The sequence below is a fragment of the Paraflavisolibacter caeni genome (assembly GCF_025628885.1).
Lineage (GTDB): Bacteria > Bacteroidota > Bacteroidia > Chitinophagales > Chitinophagaceae > Flavisolibacter > Flavisolibacter caeni.
This window is the reverse complement of sequence record NZ_JAOTIF010000088.1, coordinates 1-506: the sequence shown is the minus strand read 5'-3', so window position 1 is coordinate 506 and position 506 is coordinate 1. Positions and strand designations below refer to the sequence as shown.

Below are 506 nucleotides of genomic sequence, written 5' to 3'. Positions count from 1 at the left end.
GCTTATGAGCACCAGGAGGTGCCTTTTGAAAAGGTGGTGGAAGAAGTGGTCAGGGAAAGGGACCTGAGCCGCTCTCCCCTGTTCCAGGTGATGCTGGTGTTGCAGAATACCCCGGATGTGCCAGGGCTGCAGCTGGGAGATGTGCAACTGGAAAGGGAAGGCTTTGAGCACAGCAGGGCCAAATATGAACTGACCCTGAGTCTTTGCCACACCCCTGAAGGACTTAGGGGATCTGTAAACTACTTAACCGACCTGTTTTCATCTACTACCATCGAGCGGTTGGTGGCCCACTTCAAAGCATTGCTGCATTCCATTGTCCAGCAGCCCCAGCAAAGCATTGCCAGCCTCAATATGCTCTCAATGCAAGAGGAGGCACAACTGCTCCATGGCTTCAATGCTTCAGAAGTAGACTATCCCCAAGACAACAGTATTGTTTCCCTGTTTGAACAGCAGGTACTACAAACACCTAATAACATTGCAGTAATCTTTGAAGAAGAGCAACTCAC

The 506-nt window shown here is 50.2% G+C and carries 1 protein-coding gene; it reads left to right on the top strand.

Features of this window, described 5'->3' with window-relative positions:
* Nucleotides 1-506 (top strand): condensation domain-containing protein (locus OCK74_RS27890; RefSeq protein WP_279300403.1); only part of this gene is annotated, 506 nt, incomplete at both ends.